The organism is Rhodoferax sp. RT5P35, from assembly GCF_056521385.1.
Genome location: NZ_JBWMAX010000006.1, coordinates 169244 through 189745 on the forward strand (window position 1 = coordinate 169244; position 20502 = coordinate 189745).

The 20502-nt window shown below is 60.2% G+C and carries 22 protein-coding genes; 4 read left to right on the top strand and 18 right to left on the bottom strand.

The annotated features are described in order from the left end of the window. Nucleotides 1-17: 17 nt before the first annotated feature. From AC097L_RS11415 to lysS, 4 genes are all read left to right on the top strand, one after another. On the top strand, nt 18-767 hold the full coding sequence (locus tag AC097L_RS11415; RefSeq protein WP_479586488.1) for a glycosyltransferase family 2 protein: 750 nt from the start codon (nt 18-20) through the stop codon (nt 765-767). After that, nucleotides 746-1717 carry a UDP-glucose 4-epimerase family protein gene (locus AC097L_RS11420; RefSeq protein WP_479586489.1) on the top strand — a complete coding sequence of 324 codons (972 nt, stop codon included), beginning with the start codon at nt 746-748 and terminating at the stop codon, nt 1715-1717. The genes AC097L_RS11415 and AC097L_RS11420 overlap by 22 nt, the downstream gene beginning before the upstream one ends. Next, nucleotides 1714-2274 (top strand): sugar transferase, encoded by a 561-nt coding sequence (locus tag AC097L_RS11425; protein ID WP_479586490.1) that lies wholly within the window; start codon nt 1714-1716, stop codon nt 2272-2274. Before AC097L_RS11420 ends, AC097L_RS11425 begins: the two co-directional genes overlap by 4 nt. Before the next feature lie 157 nt (nt 2275-2431). After that, complete coding sequence (lysS, locus tag AC097L_RS11430) at nt 2432-3976, top strand: lysine--tRNA ligase (RefSeq protein ID WP_479586491.1); 1545 nt, start codon at nt 2432-2434, stop codon at nt 3974-3976. A 69-nt stretch (nt 3977-4045) separates the two neighbouring features. On the opposite strand, the gene nagZ is transcribed toward lysS, so the two are convergent. The 18 genes from nagZ to fabD form a co-directional block, all read right to left on the bottom strand. After that, nucleotides 4046-5104 carry a beta-N-acetylhexosaminidase gene (gene nagZ / locus AC097L_RS11435; RefSeq protein WP_479586492.1) on the bottom strand — a complete coding sequence of 353 codons (1059 nt, stop codon included), beginning with the start codon at nt 5102-5104 and terminating at the stop codon, nt 4046-4048. A 90-nt stretch (nt 5105-5194) separates the two neighbouring features. After that, nucleotides 5195-5593 carry a holo-ACP synthase gene (gene acpS / locus AC097L_RS11440; protein WP_295955475.1) on the bottom strand — a complete coding sequence of 133 codons (399 nt, stop codon included), beginning with the start codon at nt 5591-5593 and terminating at the stop codon, nt 5195-5197. 1 nt (nt 5594) lies between these two features. Beyond that, on the bottom strand, nt 5595-6362 hold the full coding sequence (locus AC097L_RS11445) for a pyridoxine 5'-phosphate synthase (RefSeq protein WP_479586493.1): 768 nt from the start codon (nt 6360-6362) through the stop codon (nt 5595-5597). Further along, the gene (recO, locus tag AC097L_RS11450) at nt 6359-7108 is read right to left on the bottom strand and encodes a DNA repair protein RecO (RefSeq protein ID WP_479586494.1); all 750 of its coding nucleotides are present in this window, start codon (nt 7106-7108) and stop codon (nt 6359-6361) included. The genes AC097L_RS11445 and recO overlap by 4 nt, the downstream gene beginning before the upstream one ends. A 52-nt stretch (nt 7109-7160) precedes the next feature. Beyond that, nucleotides 7161-8108 carry a GTPase Era gene (gene era, locus AC097L_RS11455; RefSeq protein WP_479586714.1) on the bottom strand — a complete coding sequence of 316 codons (948 nt, stop codon included), beginning with the start codon at nt 8106-8108 and terminating at the stop codon, nt 7161-7163. Nucleotides 8109-8194: 86 nt separating this feature from the next. Beyond that, nucleotides 8195-8896, bottom strand: a complete 702-nt coding sequence (rnc, locus tag AC097L_RS11460; protein WP_479586495.1) for a ribonuclease III — start codon at nt 8894-8896, stop codon at nt 8195-8197. 1 nt (nt 8897) lies between these two features. Continuing rightward, nucleotides 8898-9251, bottom strand: coding sequence for a DUF4845 domain-containing protein (locus AC097L_RS11465; RefSeq protein WP_479586496.1), 354 nt, complete (start codon nt 9249-9251; stop codon nt 8898-8900). A gap of 17 nt (nt 9252-9268) precedes the next feature. Further along, nucleotides 9269-10234, bottom strand: a complete 966-nt coding sequence (lepB, locus tag AC097L_RS11470; RefSeq protein ID WP_479586497.1) for a signal peptidase I — start codon at nt 10232-10234, stop codon at nt 9269-9271. After that, nucleotides 10234-12042, bottom strand: coding sequence for a translation elongation factor 4 (gene lepA / locus AC097L_RS11475; protein WP_479586498.1), 1809 nt, complete (start codon nt 12040-12042; stop codon nt 10234-10236). Before lepA ends, lepB begins: the two co-directional genes overlap by 1 nt. Nucleotides 12043-12600: 558 nt before the next feature. After that, a complete protein-coding gene (locus tag AC097L_RS11480) occupies nt 12601-14028 on the bottom strand; it encodes a DegQ family serine endoprotease (RefSeq protein WP_479586715.1) in 1428 nt (475 codons plus the stop codon). An 85-nt stretch (nt 14029-14113) separates the two neighbouring features. Beyond that, nucleotides 14114-15139 (bottom strand): MucB/RseB C-terminal domain-containing protein, encoded by a 1026-nt coding sequence (locus tag AC097L_RS11485; protein ID WP_479586499.1) that lies wholly within the window; start codon nt 15137-15139, stop codon nt 14114-14116. A gap of 26 nt (nt 15140-15165) precedes the next feature. Further along, complete coding sequence (locus AC097L_RS11490; RefSeq protein WP_479586500.1) at nt 15166-15825, bottom strand: sigma-E factor negative regulatory protein; 660 nt, start codon at nt 15823-15825, stop codon at nt 15166-15168. Nucleotides 15826-15874: 49 nt separating this feature from the next. After that, nucleotides 15875-16519 (bottom strand): RNA polymerase sigma factor RpoE, encoded by a 645-nt coding sequence (gene rpoE / locus AC097L_RS11495; protein ID WP_479586501.1) that lies wholly within the window; start codon nt 16517-16519, stop codon nt 15875-15877. Continuing rightward, nucleotides 16516-16974 (bottom strand): hypothetical protein, encoded by a 459-nt coding sequence (locus tag AC097L_RS11500; RefSeq protein ID WP_479586502.1) that lies wholly within the window; start codon nt 16972-16974, stop codon nt 16516-16518. Before AC097L_RS11500 ends, rpoE begins: the two co-directional genes overlap by 4 nt. A gap of 24 nt (nt 16975-16998) precedes the next feature. Next, nucleotides 16999-18243 (bottom strand): beta-ketoacyl-ACP synthase II, encoded by a 1245-nt coding sequence (gene fabF / locus AC097L_RS11505; RefSeq protein WP_479586503.1) that lies wholly within the window; start codon nt 18241-18243, stop codon nt 16999-17001. A 137-nt stretch (nt 18244-18380) separates the two neighbouring features. Beyond that, on the bottom strand, nt 18381-18620 hold the full coding sequence (acpP, locus tag AC097L_RS11510; RefSeq protein ID WP_295955453.1) for an acyl carrier protein: 240 nt from the start codon (nt 18618-18620) through the stop codon (nt 18381-18383). 132 nt (nt 18621-18752) lie between these two features. After that, nucleotides 18753-19499 carry a 3-oxoacyl-ACP reductase FabG gene (gene fabG, locus AC097L_RS11515; RefSeq protein ID WP_479586504.1) on the bottom strand — a complete coding sequence of 249 codons (747 nt, stop codon included), beginning with the start codon at nt 19497-19499 and terminating at the stop codon, nt 18753-18755. Then, nucleotides 19496-20470 carry an ACP S-malonyltransferase gene (gene fabD / locus AC097L_RS11520; RefSeq protein ID WP_479586505.1) on the bottom strand — a complete coding sequence of 325 codons (975 nt, stop codon included), beginning with the start codon at nt 20468-20470 and terminating at the stop codon, nt 19496-19498. The genes fabG and fabD overlap by 4 nt, the downstream gene beginning before the upstream one ends. Nucleotides 20471-20502: the final 32 nt, after the last annotated feature.

The window sequence follows — 20502 nt, forward strand, 5'->3', positions numbered from 1 at the left end:
CGCATGGGTCGCCGCATATGAAATTCAGCATCATCACTGTCGCCTTCAATAGTGGTGCCACCATCGTTGAAACCCTGCATTCGATCGCCGCACAAAGCCATGCCGAGATCGACCACATCATTGTGGATGGCGGCTCCAGCGACAACACAATAGATGCCGTGCGTGCGCACGGAACGCGTGTCAGCCATAGCATGTCCGAGCCCGACCGCGGCATCTACGATGCCATGAACAAAGGCATTGCCGCCGCCACCGGCGACATCATCGGCTTTCTGAATGCGGACGACCACTATGCCCATCCCAGAGTTTTGGCCCAGATCGCCCAGGTGTTTGGCGATACCTCGGTCGATATGGTTTTCGGAGACGTGGCATTCTTCCACCCAGCCAAGCCGAACCAGCCCATCCGACGCTACCGCTCCGACCGCTTCCGGCCCAGCCGCATCAGTTGGGGCTGGATGCCTGCCCACCCAGCCCTGTTTGTGCGACGCAGCGTGTTCGAAAGTACTGGGCTCTTCCAAATACACTTCCGCATCGCAGGCGATTTTGAATGGGTTGCACGGGCTTTTCAAAACAAAACGCTACGCTATAGGCATCTACCCGAAGTGTTGGTGCACATGCAAACGGGCGGCATCAGCACGCAAGGCTGGCGCAGTACGTTGCTGCTGAACCGTGAAGTCATTCGTGCCTGCCGAGATAACGGCATTGCCACCAACTGGTTCAAGATTTTGTCGAAATATCCGTTCAAGTTATGGGAGTATGTTCGTCCGTGAAAGTACTGGTTACTGGCGCCACTGGCTTTGTAGGGCGCGCACTACTCATGCATTTGCAAACGCTGCCTCAATTCAGCGTGCGTGCCGCTGCACGGTCGTCTACGGTGCAGAGATTTCCCCCTGGAATCGAACACATACTGGTAGGAGACTTGGATGCACACACCGATTGGCAAGCCGCCTTGGCAGGTATGGATGCAGTGGTCCACTTGGCAGCACGCGTCCATGTAATGCACGAGCACGCCAATGACCCTCTACAGGCATTTAGACAAGTCAACGTCGCTGGCAGCATAAGATTGGCGCAAATGGCCGCGCAAGCGGGCGTACAACGGCTGGTGTTCATCAGCTCCATCAAAGTCAACGGCGAAGCCACATCCGCCCACCATGCGTTCAATGAGAGCAGTCCCTGCGCCCCCCTAGACGGTTACAGCATGAGCAAACTGGAAACCGAAAAAGGCTTGAGCAACGTAGCCCAGGCCAGCGGCCTGCAGCTCACCATTCTGCGGCCTCCCCTGGTCTACGGCCATGGTGTAGGGGCCAATTTCGCTGCATTAGCACGGGCTGTCGCGCGTGGCATACCGCTGCCACTGGGCAGCATTGATAACCAACGAAGCTTGCTCGCGGTAGACAACCTGGTAGATCTCATCACCACCTGTCTCACCCATCCTGCAGCCGCCCACCAGACATTTGTGGCCAGTGATGGCGAAGATTTGTCCACCACCGCCTTGATCCAACGTATCGCCCGCGCCATGGACCGCCCAGCCTATTTGCTTCCAGCCCCCAGCTGGATGTTGACGGCCGCAGCCACACTGCTGGGCCAACGCGCGGCAGCGCAACGCTTGTGCGGCAACTTGCAAGTCGATAGCCGCAAAGCCCGCACACTGCTGGGCTGGACCCCACCTGTCACGGTCAATGAAGGTCTGCGCAGGGCCCTGTTGGCATACCGGCGATGAAGCGGCTTGTCGATTTGCTGCTGGCAATGCTGGCCCTGCTTTTACTGGCGCTGCCTTTGCTTGTCGTTGCTTTGGCGGTACGGTTGACTTCGCCAGGCCCGGTGCTGTACTGGTCGGACCGTGTTGGCAAAAATAATAGCATTTTCTCTATGCCAAAGTTCCGCTCTATGCAGGCAGGTACACCGGCAGTAGCTACACATTTACTAGCAAATCCTGCGAATTACCTGACCCCCATCGGCAACTTTCTGCGCAAAAGCAGCCTGGACGAGCTGCCCCAGCTGTGGAGCATTCTGAAAGGCGACATGGGCTTTGTGGGGCCGCGGCCTGCGCTGTTCAACCAGCACGACCTGGTGGCCCTGCGCACGGCCCAGGGTGTGCACGCACTTGTGCCAGGCCTGACAGGCTGGGCGCAGATCCACGGGCGCGACGAATTGCCGATTCCGGCCAAGGTGGCGCTAGATGCCTACTACCTGCAACACCGCTCCTTGGGGCTGGATTTTCGGATTCTGGTGATGACCTTCTTCAAGGTACTGCGCCGCGACGGCATTACGCACTAACGGCCACTGACGGGCACTGACGGGCACTGACGGCGTTTTAGAATGGTGGGTTAGGCGCAATCCGCCTTTTCCCCACAGGACTTACGCGACACCCCTGTCTGCCCAGAGGGCATCAGGGGTGCCGCGTAAGTCCTACACACTATTGCAAAACGCCTCCATGTCTGAAAACACCCTACCCCCCGCACCCGTCCAAGACGAAAACCAGCTGATTCTGGAGCGCCGCGAAAAGCTCAAAGCCATCCGCCAGCAGCAAGCCGAGGGCAAGGGTGTCGCGTTTCCCAACGATTTCAAACCCTCCGACCACGCCGCCAGCCTGTTTGAGCGCTTCAACGGCCAGTCCACCGAAGAGCTCACCGCCCTGGGCGCGACGGCCAAGGTCGCGGGCCGCATGATGCTCAAGCGCGTGATGGGCAAGGCCAGCTTTTGCACGCTGCAAGACGCGTCGTTTGGCGACACCGGCGGCCGCATCCAGATTTACATCAAGGGCGAAGACGTGGGTGCCGAGCTGTACGCCAGCTTCAAGCACTGGGACCTGGGCGACATCGTGGCGGCCGAGGGCACGGTGTTCAAAACCCGCACCGGCGAACTCTCGCTGCATGCCACCAGCATCCGCCTGCTCACCAAGAGCCTGCGCCCCATGCCCGACAAGTTCCACGGCATGGCCGACCAGGAAACCAAGTACCGCCAGCGCTACGTTGACCTGATGACCGACGTAGAGGCCCGCCAGCGCTTCATGGCACGCAGCAAGGCCGTCAGCGCCCTGCGCGAATTCATGGTGGCCCACGACTTCCTGGAAGTCGAAACACCCATGCTTCACCCCATTCCCGGCGGTGCCAATGCCAAGCCGTTCAAGACGCACCACAACGCGCTGGACCAGGAGATGTTTCTGCGCATTGCGCCCGAGCTGTACCTGAAGCGCCTGATCGTCGGCGGCTTCGAGCGCGTGTTCGAGATCAACCGCAGCTACCGCAACGAAGGTATCTCGGTGCGCCACAACCCCGAGTTCACCATGATGGAGTTCTACGCGGCCTACTGGAACTACCAGGACCTGATGGACTACACCGAAAAGCTTATCCGCGATGCCGCCCAGCGCGCTACCGGTTCGCTGCAGCTGACCTACGCGGGCAAGCCGGTCGATCTGAGCCAACCCTTCGAGCGCCTGACGATTGTGGAAGCCATCCAGAAGTACACCGAAGCCGGTGACAACGTGTTCGACCCCGTATGGCTGACCAATGCGATGAAAAAGCTCGGCCTGACCGAGGCCAAGAACAAGCTCGCCGGCCGCACCCTGGCCAGCCTGCAGGTGCTGTACTTTGAGGAAACCGTGGAAGACAAGCTCTGGCAGCCCACCTTCATCATGGAGCACCCCACCGAAATCTCGCCCCTGGCCCGCGCCAACGACGACCGCCCCGAGGTCACCGAGCGCTTCGAGCTCTACATCACCGGCCGCGAGTTCGGCAATGGCTTCAGCGAATTGAACGATGCCGAAGACCAGGCCGCCCGCTTCCAGGCCCAGGTGAATGCCAAGGACAGCGGCGACGACGAAGCCATGCACTTCGACCACGACTTCGTGCGCGCCCTGGAATACGGCATGCCCCCCACCGGCGGCTGCGGCATCGGCATCGACCGCCTGATGATGCTGCTAACCGACAGCGCCAGCATCCGGGATGTGATCCTGTTCCCAGCACTCCGAAAAGAGTAATTTATATACTTTTTAGGCTGTTAGCGCTTATTCATTAAGCGTTAGCAGCTACAAAAACCGCAGCAATCGTCAGGGTACCAGCCACAGCGCCTGCATGTAGGCGGGCTGGACCATCAAAGCATCCCATTCGGGCGCGGGGCCCACGGGCAACAGGGCCTGGCGGCGGGCTTCGCTGGCCTCGTCGGGGTGCCACTGGCCCTTGAGTTGGGCTTCGGCCAAACCTCCAAGCAAGGCATCGACCTCCTGGCCATCGCCCAGGCTCTGATTGCACAGCAGCACCAGGTCGCAACCGGCTTGCAGCGCGACGACGGCGGCCTCGGTGTAGGTCACGTCTTGGCCGTCGATCTGGCGTGCCCCTGCCATGCTCAGGTCGTCGCTGAAAATCGCCCCCTGGAAATCTAGCTTGCCCCGCAGAATCTCTTGCAGCCACTTGGCGGAAAACCCCGCCGGGCGCTTGTCCACCTTAGGGTAGACCACGTGGGCGGGCATCACGCTGGTAAGGGACGTATTGAGCCAGCCGTAGGGCGCGGCATCGTCCGCCAGGATGGCTTTCAGGCTGCGCTTGTCCACCGGAATGGCGGTGTGCGAGTCGGCGGTAACAAAGCCATGGCCAGGGAAATGCTTACCGCAGTTACCCATACCGGCCTGCAGCAAGCCGTGCATCAGGCTCTTGGCCAGCATGCTGACCACGCGCTGATCGCGGTGGAAGGCGCGGTTGCCAATCACGCTGCTGTCCCCGAAATCCAGGTCCAGCACGGGCGTGAAGCTGAAATCGACACCACAGGCGCGCAGCTCGGAGGCCAGCACGTAGCCGCAGGCGGTGGCGATGTTGGTGGCTTGCAAGGCATCGCGCATCCACAGCTCGCCCAGCACATGCATGGGCGGCAGGTGGGTGAAGCCGTCGGTCTTGAAGCGCTGCACCCTGCCCCCCTCGTGGTCCACGCAGATCAGCACGTCGGGGCGGGCTTTTTTGATGGCGCGGCACAGGGCGGTGAGTTGCGCCCGGTCTTGCCAGTTGCGGGCAAACAGAATCAGGCCGCCGACCAGCGGGTGCTTAAGGCGCTGGCGGTCGGCCTTGGTCAGGCTGGTGCCGGCAATATCAATAATGAGGGGTGCGTGTTGGGACATGGCAATAATTTATAAAAAATAGGGCTCTAGCGCAGGTAGAGCTTACGCTAGTAGCTATCAACACTATAGCAAATCGATAACCAATTACTCTCAGGCGGAAGCCTGTTCCACCACCACAAAACTCGCAGCGTAGTCCGTCTCATCGGTCACGGTCACATGCGCGCTCAGCTGGCGCTCCTCGAACCAGGTTTTCAGCACGCCGTGCAGCACGATCACCGGCTGGCCGCTGGGCAGGTTGCCGATCTCGCACAGCCGCCAGGTCATGGGCATGCGCATACCCATGCCGATGGCTTTGCTGAAGGATTCCTTGGCGCTGAAACGGGTGGCCAGATAGCGCACACCGCGCTCGACGTTGCGTTCACTGCGGCGGCGCCAGACCGCCAGCTCGGCATCGCTGAGCACCTTTTCGGCAAACCGGTCGCCGTGCCGCCCCAGGCTGGCCCGGATGCGGCGCACGTCGCAGATGTCGGTGCCGATGCCGTAAATCACCTCAAGCCCCCGGGCTGAAGGCTGCGTCAATGCAGCGCAGGTAGTCTTGCACGGTGGCGGCGTAACCGAGTTCGAGCGCGTCGGCCACCAGGGCGTGGCCGATGGACACTTCTTGCACCATGGGGCAGCCGTGCAGGAAGGTGGTGAGGTTGTCGCGGTTCAGGTCGTGGCCGGCGTTTACTCCTAGATTAATAGCTGCTGCCGCCCGTCCTGTCTGCACAAACTGCCCGACAACCTCTTGAAAATTCGGCTGACCAAAGGCGCGGGCAAAGGTTTCGGTGTACAGCTCGACGCGGTCGGCCCCCACGGCTTTGGCCAGCGCCATGGACGCGGGCACCGGGTCCATGAACAGGCTGACGCGCACACCAAGGCTTTGCGCCTCGGCAATCAACGGGCGCAGGCGCTCGCCGTCTTGCGCCAGGTTCCAGCCGTGGTCGCTGGTGAACTGGTCTTCGCCATCGGGCACAAAGGTGCACTGCTGGGGGCGGCACTGGCGAACGAAGTCCATCAGGTTCTGGAACGGATTGCCTTCAATGTTGAATTCGCGGCCGGGCCAGGCTTTAAGCAGCGCTGACAGCTCGGTCACATCTTCCGCTCGGATATGCCGCGCATCGGGCCGGGGGTGCACCGTAATGCCCTGCGCCCCCGCCTGCAGGCACAGCGTGGCCGCGCGGGCAACGCTGGGGATGCCCAGGTGGCGGGTGTTGCGCACCAGGGCCACCTTGTTGACGTTGACGGAAAGCGCGGTGCGCGCAAAAGAATTACTCATAGGGCTTGGAGGTCCATCATCAATTGCCGAGTATGCAGCGTTGCCATGCCGCAATGGTAGTGCAGCACCGCCCGCAATTGGGGCTTCAGGCCATTGAGCACCTCGGCGCAGGCGCGCAACGTAGCGGTAAACGGTGTGCCGGGCTGCAGCGATTGCTGCAGCGCCAACCACTGCGCGCCGCTGAGGCTGGCGCGGTCGTCCGCCTGGCTTTGGCGTAGGCCACCCTCGGCCACCAGGCTGTAGCGGCCTGCGGGGTCCAGCGGTTCCAGCGTCATGGTTTGCGCGTCCAGCGAGGGCAGTAGACCGATTTCGCGCAGCAGCAGCAGCTCGAACGCCCTCAACGCGGGTTGCAAGGCCTCACCATGTTCAGAGGCCAGTACTTGCACCGCGATGACGTAGGCATCGAACAGCACGGCGTGCGGGTCGTCGCGGGCCAACAGGCGCATCAGCAATTCGTTGAGGTAGTAGCCCGACAGCAGCGCGTCGCCGGTCGGCATCACATGGCCGCCCACCCACTCTGCCGCCTTGAGGGTGCGGATCTCGGCATCCCCGCCAAACGACAGCCGCAGGGGCTGCAAGGGCAGCAGGATGGGGCGGAAGTTGGAGGTGGGCTTTTTCACGCCCTTGGCCACGATGGCCATGCGGCCCTGGTGGCGGGTAAACACCTCCAGGATCAGGCTGGACTCACTCCAGTCGTAGCGGTGCAGCACATAAGCCGGTTCATCAAGCGTGCGTTTGGTGGCCATGGTAGACAAAAATTCACGCCTAGGCCTGTCGGTAGCCTGAGGGTGCTCTTGGTCAGTCTCCGTAGCCGAAAGAGCGCACGCGGGCTTCATCGTCCGCCCAACCGGAGCGGACCTTGACCCAGACCTCAATGAACACCTTGGCATCCATGAGCTTTTCCAGTTCGACGCGGGTTTCCATGCCGATGCGCTTGATGCGCTCGCCCTTGTCGCCGATCACCATGGCTTTGTGGCCATCGCGCTCGACCACGATGGTGGCGGCGATTTTCAGCAGACGCTTCTGGCCTTTGCGGGCGGGCGGCTCTTCTTCAAACTTGTCGATGATGACGGTGGAGGTGTAAGGCAGCTCGTCGCCGGTCAGGCGGAACAACTTTTCGCGCACCGTCTCTGCCGCCTGGAACTTCTCGCTGCGGTCGGTAAGCTCGTCTTCGGCGTACCACCAGCCCTGCTCGGGCAGGTACTTGGCGCAGATGGCGAACAGGCGCTCGATGTCCTTGGCGTTCTTGGCCGACATGGGCACAAATTCAGCAAATTTGTGGCGTTCTTGCATGGATTGCAGCCAGGGCGCAATCTCGGCCCGGCGGTGCACGTTGTCCAGCTTGTTGGCAATCAGCAGCACGGGGATGTCTTGCTTGAGCAGCGAAAGCACCTTGGCATCGGCCAGGGTGAAGCTACCGGCTTCCACCACAAACAGAATCAGGTCCACATCGCCCACCGCACCCAGCACGGTCTTGTTCAGCGAGCGGTTCAGGGCGTTGTTGTGGTGGGTCTGGAAACCGGGGGTGTCCACAAATACGAACTGGGTGTTTTCGCGGGTGCGGATGCCGGTGATGCGGTGGCGCGTGGTTTGCGCCTTGCGCGAGGTAATGCTGATCTTTTGGCCTACCACGGCGTTGAGCAGAGTGGACTTGCCTACGTTGGGCTTGCCGACGATGGCCACCAGGCCGCAGCGCTGGCCCGTGGTGTCGCCACCGGGAGCCACGCGTTTCAGCCCGGCCAGCATGCCTTCCAGTGAGGACAGAGCATCTTCCGGGGTGTCGGCGGATTCGGGAACGGAATCGGGAAGGGATTCGGGGTGTTGGCTTGCAGTCATTTGGAGGCTTTCACGGCGACGGCTTTGGATTGAAGTTTGACCAGCATGGCAGCCGCCGCAGCCTGTTCACCAGCGCGGCGCGAGCCGCCAATGCCGCGCTCGGCCAAGCCGAGTTCAACAATTTCACATTCCACATCGAAGGTTTGCCGGTGGGCAGCCCCCAAGGTGCTGACCACGCGGTAGGCGGGTACTTTCATTTTGCGGCCCTGCAGCCACTCCTGCAACTCGGTTTTCGGGTCTTTGCCGATCGCCTGCATCTGGGGGTTGATTTCCACCTCTTTGAACAAGCGGTGCACCAGCGCCTCGGCGGCCACATAGCCCGCATCCAGGTATACCGCGCCAATCACGGCTTCCAGGGCATCGGCCAGGATGGACGGGCGTTTTTGGCCGCCGGAGCGGGCCTCGCCCTCGCCCAGGCGCAGCACGCTGGGCAAATCCAGCACCACGGCCAGTTGGTGCAAGGTGTCTTGCTTGACCATGTTGGCCCGAACGCGGGACAGATCGCCCTCGGGCAGGTCTTTGAGGCGGGTGTAGAGCAGGCCGGCCACCGACAGGTTCAGGACCGAGTCGCCCAAAAATTCGAGCCGCTCGTTGTGGTCGGCAGAAAAGCTGCGGTGGGTGGTGGCACGCACCAGCAATTTGCTATCGGAAAAGACATGCTGCAACCGTTGCTGCAGCGCTAGAAGGCCATCGTTCACGCTATTTGCTGGTTCCGCGGTACTTGATGAGCAGATACGCAGGGCCTACCAACTCAATTTCTTTGTTGTAGGCGACGGACACCACAACCTTGTCGCCGTTCTTGGTCACTTCCAAATCCTTGCCAGATACGGACGAGATATCGTCGATGGTGGCGGCTTTGTCAAAAATAGTGCGCACTTCGGGTACGGTGTTACCAGCCTTGGATTTTTCCAGGGCTTTCAGAATTGCCTGGTGCTCAATCACGGTCGGCACCAGCTTGGCACCCACCACAAACACCGAGAAGATCACCACGCCAAAGAAAACGACACCGATGAAAGACAGGCCGCGCTGTTTGGATTTCAATGCATATTGCATAACTTACCCTTTTAAACCTAGTGGAACGCGCCGATGCGTTTGATGTTGCCAAAATTCATCCACACAAAGAAGGCCTTTCCGACGATGTTTTTGTCAGGCACAAAGCCCCAGTAGCGCGAATCCAGCGAGTTGTCGCGGTTGTCGCCCATCATGAAATACTGGCCTTCGGGGACTTTGCAGACCACGCCTTCGACGCTGTACTGGCAGTTTTGCCGAAACGCAAAGTCATCGGCCCCCTGCACAAAGGCGGGGCGGCTCTCGTCGTTGAGCAGGCGGTGCGGCTTGTCGCCCAGGATTTCTTCAAATTGCTTGAAGTAGCGCATCTGGTCTTCGTCGAAGAAGTCTGGAATCGCCTTGGTATCCAGCACTTTGCCGTTGATGGTCAGCCGCTTGTTGATGTAGGCCACTTCGTCACCCGGCACGCCCACCACCCGCTTGATGTAGTCCAGGCTGGGTTTCGGCGGGTAGCGGAACACCATCACGTCGCCACGCTGGGGGGCGGTGCCGTCGGTGATCTTGGTGTTGAGCACCGGCAAACGCACGCCGTAGTGGAATTTGTTCACCAAAATCAGGTCGCCCACCAAGAGAGTGGGGATCATAGAACCCGAGGGGATTTTGAACGGCTCAAACAAAAATGAGCGCAACAAAAACACCGCCAAAATCACCGGGAACAAGCCGGCGGTCCAATCCAGCCACCAGGGCTGCATCAGCAAACGGGCGTTGGCATCGGGCACGACCTGGTCTACCTGCGTGATACCCATTTTTTGCAGTTCGGCCAGGCGTTGAGCCGAAGCGGCCTCCAGCCGCAGCACCGCCTGCTGGCGACGGGGAAAGAAGTAAAACTTCTCCGCCAGCCAATACAAACCCGTCACCAAAGTCGCCAGAAACAGCAGCAAGGCAAAGTTGCCCTCCAGCATGCCCATGTACCAGGCCCCACCGTAGGCGACAAAAGCCGCCAGAATCATCGCCGTTAGAACTTGCATCAATCTTCCACCTGCAGAATTGCCAGAAAAGCCTCTTGCGGCACTTCTACCGAGCCGATTTGCTTCATGCGTTTTTTACCTTGTTTTTGCTTGTCAAGCAGCTTGCGCTTGCGGGAAATGTCGCCGCCATAGCACTTGGCAATGACGTTTTTCCGCAGCGCTTTGATTGTCTCACGGGCAATAATGCCCGAACCAATGGCCGCCTGGATGGCCACGTCGAACTGCTGGCGCGAAATGATCTCGCGCATCTTGGCCACCACGGCCCGGCCGCGGTACTGCGACTGGCTGCGGTGCACGATGATCGACAAGGCATCGACCTTTTCGCTGTTAAGCAAAATGTCCACCTTCACCACATCGGCCGCGCGGTACTCCTTGAACTCGTAGTCCATCGAGGCATAGCCCCGGCTCACCGATTTGAGCTTGTCAAAAAAGTCCAGCACGATCTCGGCCAGCGGCATCTCGTAGGTCAGCACCACCTGGCGGCCCTTGTAGGCCATGTTCATCTGCACGCCGCGCTTCTGGTTGGCCAGCGTCATCACCACGCCCACGTACTCTTGCGGCATGTACAGGTGCACGGTGACGATGGGTTCGCGGATTTCCTCCATGCGGCTGGAATCCGGCAACTTGGAAGGGTTTTCGACCATGGTGATGGTGCCGTCCGAGCGCGCCACCTGGTAGACCACGCTGGGCGCCGTAGTGATCAGATCCTGGTCAAATTCGCGCTCCAGGCGCTCTTGCACAATTTCCATGTGCAGCAGGCCCAAAAAGCCGCAGCGGAAGCCAAAGCCCAACGCCTGCGATACCTCGGGCTCGTAGTGCAGCGAGGCATCGTTAAGCTTGAGCTTTTCGAGCGCATCGCGCAGCGACTCGTATTCGCTGGCTTCGGTGGGGTACAGCCCGGCAAACACCTGGGGCTGGATTTCCTTGAAACCGGGCAAGGCCTCTTCGGCCGGGCCAGCGTTGTTGGGCAGCTTTTTGTCCAGCGTGACGGTATCGCCCACCTTGGCCGCCTGCAATTCCTTGATGCCCGCGATGATGAAGCCCACCTCGCCCGCCTCCAGCGACTGGCGCACCTCGGTACCGGGTGTAAACACGCCCAGATTGTCGGCGTTGTAGCAAGCGGCCGAAGCCATCATACGGATGCGCTCGCCCTTGGCCAGGCGGCCATCGACCACCCGCACCAGCATCACCACGCCCACATAGGCATCGAACCAGCTGTCGATGATCATGGCGCGCAAAGGAGCATTGGGGTCGCCCTTGGGTGAAGGCACCTTGGCCACGATGGCTTCCAGAATTTCGTCGATGCCGACGCCGGTTTTGGCCGAGCACGCAATCGCATCCGTGGCATCGATGCCAATCACGTCTTCGATTTCCAGCTTGGCGTTGTCCAGGTCGGCGTTGGGCAGATCAATCTTGTTCAACACCGGCACCACTTCCACACCCAGCTCCAGCGCGGTGTAGCAATTGGCCACGGTTTGGGCTTCCACGCCCTGGCTGGCATCCACCACCAGCAACGCACCTTCGCAGGCCGACAGCGAGCGGCTGACCTCGTAGGAAAAGTCCACGTGGCCGGGGGTGTCGATCAGATTCAGGTTGTAGATCTGCCCATCCTTGGCCTTGTAGTGCAGGGCCGCGGTTTGCGCCTTGATCGTGATGCCGCGCTCTTTTTCGATGTCCATCGAATCCAGCACCTGGGCTTCCATTTCGCGTTCGGCCAGACCGCCACAGCGTTGGATCAAGCGGTCTGCCAGCGTTGATTTGCCATGGTCGATGTGCGCGATGATTGAGAAATTTCTGATGTTTTTCATCAACGAAAAGCTTTACTTAAAGTGAAATCACTTGCGCGGCCCTGGCTGCACTGAGCCCCAGGTCCATGCAAATCATGGGGAGTAAACGAAAAAAGGGCGCGTCGAAAACGAACGCGCCCTGAACCAACAATCTTTGGCAACTGCGATAGCTGGAGCTTTATTGTAGGCAAAAAGCCTGGCTTGCAAAGTCCGGACAACCGGGCAGGTCATGCGTTGCAGCGCCACAACATAGATCTTATGCACAATGTATTCACAGGGCGGTGGATAGGTTTCTGGACAACTTGTGGGTGGTTTGTGGACCACCTGCGCACCATGGGGAGGCTTCCCGCATCGTGGTTTCCAGCATTTTTGATATGTCCAAAACCTACCAAGCAGACCGCTGATTCTATCCAAAATCGTTACTAGACCTTTTTAAAGTTAGTGATCGCAAACTTCCAACCTATTTCTAAGGGCCAGAAGAAATTTGCATAGCAGTGCGGTTTCCCTGGATTTCCCTTGAATATGGGCTCCAAAACCCCAGCAGTCTGTACGGATTAGGGGTTTGGGGGCCCACCGCACTTACTTCACAGGCCGGATCAATGCGTATTGAGCCCACTCCCCGCGGCGCAGCAGGAGGTTGATGGGCTTGTTTTTGTCCATCTTGGCCACAGCAGCCTCAAACTCCTTGACACTGTTGACCTCGGCGTTGGCAATCGCCACGATCACGTCGCCCTCTTTGACACCGGCACGGGCGGCACCTTCAGTGGCGCTATCGACCTTGACACCTCCTTTGAGCTTGAGCTCTTTCTTTTGCGTATCGGTCAGCTCGCTCACCACCAGGCCCAGTTGCTGCCCAGCAGACGAGGCCTTGGGCTTATCTTCTTTGCCAGAAGCTTTTTTGACGGGTTTATCGTCTTCAATCTCGATGATGGACACCGTCAGTTCCTTGGTGGCCCCGCGGCGGAACACGGTCAGGCTGCTCTTGGAGCCGGGCTTGGTATTGCCCACCAAGCGCGGCAGGTCGGAAGATTTTTCGATCGTCTTGCCGTCGAATTTGGTGATGATGTCACCGGCTTCCACACCGGCCTTCTCTGCCGGTGAACCGGTTTCGACACCGCGCACAAACGCACCCTGCGCCTTGCCCAGGCCGACCGATTCCGCCACTTCCTTGGACACGGTTTCAATCTGCACACCAATACGGCCACGCGAAACACGGCCCGAGGCGCGCAACTGGTCGCTCACACGCGAAGCTTCGTCGATGGGAATGGCAAATGAAATGCCCATGAAGCCGCCCGAGCGCGAATAGATCTGGCTGTTGATACCCACCACCTCACCACGCATATTGATGAGCGGCCCGCCGGAATTACCGGGGTTGATGGCCACGTCGGTCTGGATAAAGGACAAATAGTCACCCGTATCGCGCTGTTTGGCGCTGACGATGCCCGCGGTAACAGTGTTGTCCAGGCCAAAGGGCGACCCAATCGCCATCACCCACTCGCCCACTTTAAGGCGGCTTACATCACCCAGCTTGACGGCGGGCAAACCAGTCGCGTCGATCTTGACCAGGGCCACGTCGCTGCGCTTGTCAAAACCGATGATCTTGGCCTTCAACTCACGTTTGTCGGTCAAAGTGACCACAACCTCGTCCGCACCTTCGACCACATGGGCGTTGGTCATGATGTAGCCATCGGTGCTCAGGATGAAACCAGAACCCACGCCGCGCGGTACCTCTTCTTCAGGCTGCTGCTGGGGCTTTTGCGGGCGCGGCGTTTGGCGCGGCATGTTCGGCGCATTAGGGATCGGCACGCCGAAACGCTTGAAGAATTCCAGCATGTCTTCGTCCATGCCATTGCCTTGCGCCGCGTGGGCCGAGGCTTTTTCCAGTGTGCGGATATTGACCACCGACGGCCCCACCTGCTCCACCAAATCGGTGAAGTCCGGCAAAGTGCGGGTTTGGGCCCACACCGGTGCGCTCGGTAGCAAGCTTGCCACCGACACCAAAGCCATGCTGCACACCACAGCAGCGGAACGGATATTTTTCAAACTGACTTGGAGCATCGTCCATCCCTTCACAAAAAATACAAGAAAAGCCCTACTTCGCCCGCGTGAGCCCTTGGACAAACACCTTTAAGGTGGTTTGTGGAGCCTCGCCCACGGCCGTCAACCACCATGCGCCCATACGGCGGGTGAGTGATTGGGTCGCGCCTACAGCCATCGCACCCTCTTGAACATGGCGCTGGGGCTCGTAGGCCTCGGCAAACAAGGACACCGAGGCCAGGCCATCCGAGAAAATCCACTGCACCGTGCTGTCAGCAGACCCACCTACCGAACGGCGGAAGCAGCTCATAGGTTTGAAGCCAGGTACACCATTTTTCAAGACCCAGCCCTCTGACAAGGCCGTGGTTTTGACCATCGCTGCCGTCTCCACCTTGTAGCCCGCCGTGTTGGCCATCATTTGGCCCAGTTTGTCCATCTTCACGGGCGCGTCGAGTTGCAGCTCCGAGAAGGCCGCCTGCTCCAGCACCTGGCCCTCAACATCCAGGGTCTGCAGCTTGACCACCAGGCCGCTCTTCTTTTCGCTCCAGATGCGGTAGCCGTAGCGCAGGCTGTCTTTGGGCTTGAGAACCACCACATCGGCGTCGAAACCGGCAACCCGGTCACTACCGACCAATTTGGCCGCATAAAACGCGGGGATAGAGAAATCCCCCGCCTCCAACAAATTAGGGAACAGGCCCAGGGATTCGCGCTTTTCAGCCACCGCCACCTTGGTTTCAGGCAAAAAAGTGATGACCTGGTCGTTGTGGCGGAAGGTGGAGCGCGGCGCACCGGTCAAGGATTCGACCCGCTCCATCTGCTGCGCACCATCGCACACATGCCAAATCCGCGCGCTCGACATGCTGCCCGGGCCATAGGACACCACAAAGGTGCCGATGTAGGCGCGCTTGCCTGAAGCCTCGTGCATGCGCATCAGCCATTCGCTGACCGTGCGCTCGGCGGCGGAAACGGCAGCAGCCGACTCTGCGGGCAATGGCGGCGCGGCGGCATGGGCCAGAGGCAATAGAGTCGGCCATAGTGCCGCCCAAAGTGCAGCCAGCAGCAATCCTTGGCGGGTTTTCATGGACATATTGCGGGTGTACTGCCCCTTTAGCGGGCGGGAATCTCGTACGTGGCATTGCTGATAAAGCCCGCAGGCATCTGCAAGGCCGAAGTGCCACCAAACTGTTTATGCGCCGCCATCAGCGCGTCCAGGCGCGCATCGCGCAACATGGTCTGGGGGGCTGCGACCGCGGTATTGGCCTGCGCCACAGCTTGCAGCACAGGCGCGGCGGGTGTCACTTGCGCCAGTTGCTGGCCAATTGGTAAGACTCCCAAACCACCGGCAACATTCCAGCCCACAGCGACAACAGCCAACAAAGAGGCTACGCCTGCCACCATCTTCCAACCAAAGCTGGGTGCATTGGCAGCAACATCGTCAGATTTATCTTGGGCATCAACCAAGGCCTTAGCGCTTGATTCATATGCGGCTATAGCTATCAAATTAGTAGTATTAACGGTGGGAGCCAAAACCGGCTCCAAAGCCAGTCGGCTCTGGAAGCGGGCCAAAAAGCCCTGGTCATCGGCACAAAAAGCCAGGTCGTTGGAGCGCAACACATCGCCCACCACGTGGTAGGCGTGCCAGGTGGCCTGGGCTTCGGACTGCTGCGCCACGCGCTCGACCGCCAGCGCAAACGCCTCGCCGCGCAGCTGCCCATCGGCCAATGCCGACAGGGCATCTTGCGGTGTGTCAATGTGTTTTTTGGTCATGTTCTTCACCTTGCTTACTAATTTGTGCTCACCAACTCATCACTAACTCTTACCAACGCTTGCCGGACTGGTTTTCCAGCAAGGGCTTCACCCGCGCTGAAATCGCCTCCCGGGCGCGGAAAATGCGCGACCGCACCGTACCAATCGGGCACTGCATCATTTCTGCAATGTCCTCGTAGCTCATGCCTTCAATCTCACGCAAGGTCACGGCTTGGCGCAAATCTTCGGGCAGCGCCTCCAGGGCGACGTTGACTGCATTCGAGATTTGCTTGGCTGCCAGCATCGTGTCCGGAGTGTCGGGACTGGTTGGTTCATTCTTTCGGTAGTAAGTTTCATCCTCGTCATCAGAAGGTCGCATCGCGGCCTCGGACACTGTGGGATCGCGCTTGAAATCCATCAAAGTCTTCTTAGCAGTATTGATGGCAATGCGGTACAGCCAGGTGTAGAACTGCGCATCACCCCGGAATTTGGGCAGTGCGCGGTAGGCGCGGATGAAGGTTTCCTGGGCAATGTCCTCCACCAGGTCCACATCACGCACCATGCGGCCGATCAGGCGCTGGATACGGCGCTGGTACTTGACCACCAGCAGGCCGTAGGCCCGTTGGTCGCCCGCCACGGTGCGCTCGACCAGCATCAGGTCGCTATCGGTGGCCGTGGCCGGGGTGGTCAGAAGAGGCGGGGGTAGTGCAGTCATGGTTCAGATCCGAGCGCACTATTGGTTTCATTTTGCGGTCTGGCGGGCGAATATACCGCACGGCGCAGGGCGTGCCAGTACAGGGGCTGGCTTGCCCGCTCAGCCCAGCACCACAGCGGCCGTCCTGCATCCGGGCGCAGCCGCAGCAGCAGATGGTGTTGCAAATCAAGATGGGCACTGACATGCACCGTGCAAGCCACGTCGTTAGCGGTCCAGAACCATTGCTGGCCGTCCCAGCGCAGGGCCGCTACGGGTGTTTTCCACCATCCAAACACGGCCAGCAGGCCCGCACCCACCACGGCCAGAACTGCGACACCCTGCCGCCAGCCCAGCACGTCCACCTGCCAGCACCAGAGCGCTACGGTGGCCGCGCCCAGCAGCCACAGCGCAGCCTGCACACCCGCCTGAAAACGCGAACGCCCCACCGGATAACTTACCGGTGGGGCGTTGTGCATCGGGATGGTAGCTTCAGGGGCGGCTTAAACGCGCTTGAACACCAGCGTACCGTTGGTGCCGCCGAAGCCAAAGTTATTCTTCACCGCCACGTCGATCTGCATGTCCCGGGCTGTGTTGGCGCAGAAGTCCAGGTCACATTCCGGGTCCTGGTTGAAGATGTTGATGGTGGGCGGACTTTTTTGGTGGTGCAGCGCCAGCACGGTAAAGACGCTTTCAATGCCGCCCGCGCCGCCCAGCAAGTGGCCGGTCATGGATTTGGTGGAGTTGACCACCAGTTTCTTGGCATGGTCGCCAAACGCCAGTTTGATGGCATTGGTTTCGTTCGCGTCGCCCAGGGGCGTAGAGGTGCCGTGGGCGTTCAGGTAATTGACCTGGTCGGGATTGACACCGGCGTTCTTCAAGGCCATCTGCATGGAGCGGCGGGGGCCGTCCACATTGGGTGCGGTCATGTGGAAGCCGTCGCCACTCAGGCCAAAACCAACGATTTCAGCGTAAATCTTGGCACCGCGCGTCTTGGCGTGTTCGTATTCTTCGATCACCAGCACGCCTGCGCCTTCACCCAGCACAAAGCCATCGCGGTCTTTGTCCCAGGGGCGGGAAGCGGTGGCAGGGTCGTCGTTACGGGTGCTCAGGGCACGGGCGGCGGCAAAGCCCCCCAGGCCCAGCGGCGACATGGTGGATTCGGCACCGCCCGCCACCATCACGTCGCAGTCACCGTACTCAATCATCCGGGCCGACACGCCGATCGCGTGCAAGCCGGTGGTGCAGGCCGTCGCAATGGCAATATTCGGACCTTTGAATCCAAATTTGATCGACACGTGGCCCGAGATCATGTTAATGATCGAGGCCGGTACAAAAAATGGGGAAATGCGCCGCGCGCCCCGGCTGGTGTACTCGGCATGCGTCTGCTCGATCATCGGCAAACCGCCAATGCCGGAGCCAATGTTGCAGCCGATGCGCGTGGCCTCTTCGGGATCCAGTGCGTCGCCGGTGGCCAGACCAGCATCAGCCACCGCTTCAATCGCCGCCGCCAGCCCGAGGTGGATGAAGCGATCCATGTGGCGCGCTTCTTTCTCAGGGATCAGGGTATTGATGTCAAAGCCTTTGACTTCGCCGCCAAATTTGCATGAGAAAGGGCTGGCATCAAACGACTTGATCAAGTCAATACCCGACTGGCCGGCCAACAAAGCCGACCATGCATCGCCCGCAGTATTACCTACGGGGCTGATGCAACCTAAACCTGTGACGACGACACGACGACGGGACATAAATGTGGGGGGTGTGGTGGGCAGCGAGATGCTGCAATGTGCTGCAAAAAACGGCACTTGGTGCCGTTTATGTCTACTGGTGTCAAACGGCTGCATCCACACGCGGGTGGTAAACAGCCAGTCGATACAGAGGCGGGTTAGCCCTTGGGATGGCTGGTCGCGTAGTCGATGGCGTTTTGCACGGTGGTGATCTTCTCGGCATCTTCATCCGGAATCTCGATGCCAAACTCATCTTCCAGTGCCATCACCAGTTCGACGGTGTCCAGCGAGTCGGCACCCAGATCGGCCACAAAAGACTTTTCGCTGGTGACTTGGGCTTCTTCCACACCCAGTTGTTCGGCAATGATTTTTTTAACGCGTGCTTCGATATCGCTCATAGTTCCCTCTGAGGGTTGTAAAAGAATCCGTGATTTTAGCCGGGCTGCAGAAGATCCCCTGCCCAGACTGCCGTACGGATAGAACGGCTGGATTTTGTGTGACTAAGTCCCTTGACCGCAGCCACAGAATGCTTACATGTACATGCCGCCGTTGACGTGCAGCTCCTGGCCCGTCACATAGCCCGCCTGGGGCGATGCCAGATAGGCCACCGCATGCGCCACATCGGCGGGCAAGCCCAGGTGGCCCAGCGGAATTTGCGCCAGCAAAGCGGCTTGTTGCGCTTCGGCCAGGCTTGCCGTCATCTCGGTGCTAATAAAGCCCGGTGCTACGCAGTTGACCGTTATGTTGCGCGAACCGAGTTCACGCGCCAAGGCCCGCGTCATGCCCGCCACACCGGCTTTGGCGGCGGCGTAATTGGCTTGGCCCGGGTTGCCCGAGGCCCCCACCACGGAGGTGATGCTGATGATGCGGCCATAGCGCTGCTTCATCATGGTGCGCATCACCGCGCGGCTCATGCGGAACACGGCTTTCAAATTGGTGTCCAGCACGTCGTCCCAGTCGCTGTCTTTCATGCGCATGGCCAGCGTGTCGCGGGTGATGCCCGCGTTATTGACCAGCACCTGCAGGCCGCCAAACTCTTTGGCGATGCTACCGATGACGGCCTCGGCCTCGGCCAGGTCGTTGACGTTGAGCTTCTTGCCGCTGCAACCGGGAAAGGCGGCCAGCGCTTGGCTGATCGCTGCGGCACCCGCATCGCTGGTGGCAGTGCCAACGACCTTCAGGCCGCGCTGCGCCAGTTCCAGCGCGATGGCCGCACCGATGCCGCGCGAAGCGCCTGTGACCAAGGCCACCTGGCCAGAAAATTCAGCGGCGCTCATTCGGCGGCTCCTAATAGTCGGGACTGGACCTCGGCCATGCTGGCGGGGTCGAACAAAGGCAGGCCAACCAAACCCGCATCGATCCGCTTGACCATACCGGCCAGCACCTTGCCGGGGCCGCACTCGACCAGAGTGGTCACGCCGCGGGCCTTAATGGCCGCTACGCACTCGACCCAGCGCACCGGACCAAAAGCCTGGCGCACCAGGGCATCGCGGATACGGTCGGCATCCGACTCCACCGCCACATCAATATTATTGACCACCGGAATCTGCGGCGCGGCAAACGCGGTCTGCGCCAATTTCTCGCGCAGCTTCATGGCCGCGGGCTGCATCAGGCTGGAATGGAACGGGGCCGACACCGGCAAAGGCAGGGCCCGCTTGGCACCGCTGGCCTTGAGGACTTCGCAGGCTTTGTCCACCGCAGCCTTGCTGCCCGCAATCACGGTCTGGCCGGGGTCGTTGAAGTTCACTGCCTCCACCACCTCGCCCGCAAATTCGGGGCCTAAAGCACGCATCGCGCTGGTCACATCTGCGCAACCAGCTATCACTTTAGTAGCATCCAGTCCCAGAATGGCGGCCATGGCACCGACACCTACCGGTACCGCGTCTTGCATGGCCTGGGCCCGAAAACGCACCAGCGGCGCGGCCTGGGCCAGCGTCAGTACGCCAGAAGCCACCAGAGCAGAATATTCGCCCAGCGAATGGCCAGCCACCACGACAGGCACTGCGCCGGTCTCGTCCATCCAGGCACGGTAGGCGGCGACGGCGGCCACCAGCATCACCGGCTGGGTGTTGGTAGTCAGGGCCAAAGCTTCCTTGGGGCCGTCCTTGATCAGCAAGGCCACGTCTTCGCCCAGGGCATCGGAGGCTTCTTGCAGGCTCTGGCGCACCACGGGGTGGTCGCCCCAAGCATCGAGCATGCCAACGGACTGGGAACCCTGGCCGGGAAATATAAAAGCGAAATGGTTCATGGATTTTATAGGTCAAAAATGCCGCTAGCGCT